The organism is Cellulomonas rhizosphaerae, from assembly GCF_003470205.1.
Classification (GTDB): Bacteria; Actinomycetota; Actinomycetes; order Actinomycetales; family Cellulomonadaceae; genus Cellulomonas; species Cellulomonas rhizosphaerae.
This window is the reverse complement of record NZ_QWKP01000053.1, coordinates 1-3582: the sequence shown is the minus strand read 5'-3', so window position 1 is coordinate 3582 and position 3582 is coordinate 1. Positions and strand designations below refer to the sequence as shown.

Below are 3582 nucleotides of genomic sequence, written 5' to 3'. Positions count from 1 at the left end.
CGCACCAGGAGTGCGGCGCCCCGCTCCGTCGGCGGTCAGTGCGCGAAGTGGCGCGTGCCTGTCAGGTAGAGCGTCACGCCGGCAGCCTGCGCCGCGGCGATGACCTCCTCGTCACGGACCGACCCGCCCGGCTGGACGACGGCGCGCACGCCGGCGTCGAGCAGCACCTGCAGGCCGTCGGCGAACGGGAAGAACGCGTCGGACGCCGCCACGGCGCCGCGAGCGCGCTCGACGTCGCCCGTGTTGGCCCGCTCGACCGCGAGCTTGCACGAGTCGACACGGTTGACCTGCCCCATCCCGACGCCGACCGATGCACCGCCGTCGGCGAGCAGGATCGCGTTCGACTTCACCGCGCGCACCGCGCGCCACGCGAAGTCCAGGTCGGCCAGGGTGGCCTCGTCGGCCGCGTCGCCCGTCGCGAGGGTCCACGTCGACTGGTCGTCGCCCGCAGCGTCGATCCGGTCCACCTGCTGCACGAGCAGCCCGCCCGAGATCGCGCGCTGCTCGGTCACGGTACCCGTCAGGCCGCTGACCCGCAGGAGGCGGATGTTCTTCTTGCGGGACAGGATCTCGACGGCCTCGGGCTCGTAGTCGGGCGCGAGGACGACCTCGGTGAAGATCGGCGCGATCTGCTCGGCGGCCGCCGCCGTCAGGGTGCGGTTGGCGGCGATGACCCCGCCGAACGCGGAGACCGGGTCGCACGCGTGCGCCTTGGCGTGCGCGTCGGCGATGTCCGTGCCGACCGCGATCCCGCACGGGTTGGCGTGCTTGATGATCGCGACGGCGGGGCCCTCGTGGTCGTGCGCGGCGCGCCAGGCGGCGTCCGCGTCGACGTAGTTGTTGTAGCTCATCGCCTTGCCGTGCAGCTGCTCGGCACCGGCCAGGCCCAGGCCCGCGGCGCCGTCGGGCGAGACGTACAGGGCGGCGCCCTGGTGCGGGTTCTCGCCGTAGCGCAGCACGTCCGAGCGCTCCCACGTGGAGCCGACCACGTCGGCGAACCCGGAACCGGCGGCGACCTCGTCGGGCGCGTACTGCGAGGCGAACCAGCCGGACACGGCCACGTCGTACGCCGCGGTGTGCGCGAACGCCTGAGCGGCGAGCAGCCGGCGCTCGGCGAGCGTGAAGCCCGAGGCCGCCGCGGCGGCGACGTCGGCGTAGCGCGCGGGGTCGACGACGACGGCCACGCTGGGGTGGTTCTTCGCGGCGGCGCGCACCATGGACGGGCCACCGATGTCGATCTGCTCGACGCACTCGTCGGGCCCGGCACCCGACGCGACCGTGGCGGTGAACGGGTAGAGGTTGACGACGACGAGCTCGAACGGGGCGATGCCGAGCTGCTCGAGCTGCTCGAGGTGCTCGGGGCGACGCGTGTCGGCCAGGACGCCGGCGTGCACGCGCGGGTGCAGCGTCTTGACGCGGCCGTCGAGGCACTCGGGGAAGCCCGTGAGGTCCTCGACGCGGGTCACCGGGACGCCCGCGGCGGCGATGGTCGAGGCCGTGGACCCGGTCGAGACGAGCTCGACGCCCGCGGCGTGCAGCGCGCTCGCGAGCTCGGTCAGGCCGGTCTTGTCGTAGACGCTGACCAGCGCGCGGCGCAGGGGGCGGCGGGTGGCGTCGTCGTCGGGCGCGACGTTCGACGTGGGAATCGGGGCTGCATGAGTCATGGCGCATCTCCTGGGTCGGCGGCTGGTGCTCGTCGTCAGCCGTCGCCGCGTCGTGCACGGCGGCGGTACCCAGGCACCCAGGCGGGCGGTGCTCTGCAGGGAACTGCGGCCGCTCCCCGGTGGTTGTCCCCACCTGCGCCAGTCACGACCGTTGCCGAGTCTACGGGACCGGGCCGTCCAGCGACACGTGCAGCCCGACGCCCGCGGCGGCGGTCGCCATCGCGACGTCGAACACGCGCGCGGTGTCGGTCATGACATTGTGCAGGTGCCCGTACAGCTCCATCGAGACCGCACCGAGCAGCGCGGCGAACAGCACCTCCGAGCCGACCACGCCACCCGCGGCCGACTCGAGCGCGTCGCTGCCGCCCGGGGCCGCCGCACCCGCGCCGATCCCCGCGGCGAACTCGAGGACCTGCGGCTCCACGAGGTCGCGGGCGGCCACGTCCGGTCCGCCCGGGCGCAGCGACCCGTCGGCCATGGCGGCTGCGACGACTCCCCCGAGCGCACCCCACACGCGAGTCGCCGGGCGGACCGTGTCCTGCGGCGCGAGGTAGCCCGGCACGGGCGTCCCGTACACGAGCCCGAAGCCGTGCCGGTCCGCGAGCGCCCACGCCCGGAAGGCGCGAGCCACTGCGAGCCAGGTCTGCGCGGGTGCAGCGCCCGCGCGCCGCCCACGCTCGGCGGCCTCCTCGCACGCCGTGCCGGCGGCGTCGTAGGCCTCGATGATCAGCAGCGTGAGCAGCGCGTCGCGCGAGTCGACGTACCGGTAGACGGCCGACGATGCGACGCCGAGATCCCGCGCAACCGCCCGCAGGGACAGCTGCGCGGCACCCTCGTCGCGGACCCGGGCGCGGGCCGCGGCCAGCAGGTCGGCGGTGAACTCGGCGCGTGCCCGCTCGCGCGGCGTCCGCGGGGCCACGGCGTCCGGCGGTCGGTTCGGGTCTGTGTCCGGCATGGCGGCATCATGCGCGATGCGAGCACCGTTCCGCAATGTGAGCAGTGCTCTTGACACGCGCGCGCCATGGCGCGAGCATCGCTCTTGTTGGAGAGCGGTGCTCACACTTACCTCACTCGGGAGATCTCATGGCACGTCACGTCGTCCTCGGCAAGGGTCCCGTCGGGACCGCGGTCGCCGCTCACCTCGTCGGGCTCGGGCACGACGTCGTGGTGGTCTCGCGGTCGGGGGCACCCGTCGCGGCGCCGTCGCCCGTCTCCGCAGGGACCGGTACCTCGCACGCCGGTGCGGTCGAGCACGTCGCGGCCGACGCCACCGACACCGCGCGGATCGCCTCGCTCGCGGTCGGCGCGGTCTCGATCATCAACGCCGCCAGCCCGGCGTACGACCAGTGGCCCGCGCTGTGGCCCACGCTGCACGCCGCGGCGATGGGTGCCGCCGAGCGCTCGGGTGCCGTGCTGGTCACGGCCGGGAACCTCTACGGCTACGGCGAGGGGTCGGGCGTCATGACCGAGGCGACGCCGCTGCGCAGCACCGAGCGCAAGGGCGCGGTGCGCGCGCAGATGTGGCGCGACGCCCTCGCCCGCCACGAGGCCGGCACGATCCGCGCGACCGAGGTCCGCGCGAGCGACTACATCGGCCCCGGCACCCTCGGCCCGGCGCACGCCGGCGAGCGACTCTTCGCGCCGCTCCTGCAGGGCAAGGCCGTGCACCCGGTCGGCGACCCCACCCAGCCCCACTCGTGGACGTACCTGCAGGACTTCGCCGCGGCGCTCGTGGCCGCGGCCGGGCTGGAGCTCGCCTGGGGGCACGCGTGGCACGCCCCGACCAACGAGCCGCTCACGTTCGGCGAGCTCGCGCGACGATGCGCGGCCGAGGCTGGCCTGCCCGCACCGAAGGTCTCCCCCGTGCCGCCCGTGGTGGTGCGGGCGATCGGCCTCGTCGTCCCGGCGATGCGCGAGG

Annotated in this window: 3 protein-coding genes and 1 riboswitch; of the genes, 1 reads left to right on the top strand and 2 read right to left on the bottom strand. The window is 75.0% G+C overall.

The features are described 5' to 3' along the window. Positions 1-35: 35 nt before the first annotated feature. Together purH and D1825_RS00750 are read right to left on the bottom strand one after the other, a co-directional pair. Positions 36-1664 (bottom strand): bifunctional phosphoribosylaminoimidazolecarboxamide formyltransferase/IMP cyclohydrolase, encoded by a 1629-nt coding sequence (purH, locus tag D1825_RS00755; protein ID WP_118765624.1) that lies wholly within the window; start codon positions 1662-1664, stop codon positions 36-38. 68 nt (positions 1665-1732) lie between these two features. Continuing rightward, a riboswitch (ZMP/ZTP riboswitch) is annotated at positions 1733-1820 on the bottom strand. Positions 1821-1824: 4 nt separating this feature from the next. Continuing rightward, the gene (locus D1825_RS00750) at positions 1825-2619 is read right to left on the bottom strand and encodes a TetR/AcrR family transcriptional regulator (RefSeq protein WP_118765623.1); all 795 of its coding nucleotides are present in this window, start codon (positions 2617-2619) and stop codon (positions 1825-1827) included. 128 nt (positions 2620-2747) lie between these two features. Here D1825_RS00750 and D1825_RS00745 point away from each other — a divergent pair. After that, a partial coding sequence (locus tag D1825_RS00745; protein WP_118765622.1) for an NAD-dependent epimerase/dehydratase family protein occupies positions 2748-3582 on the top strand: 835 nt, incomplete at its 3' end.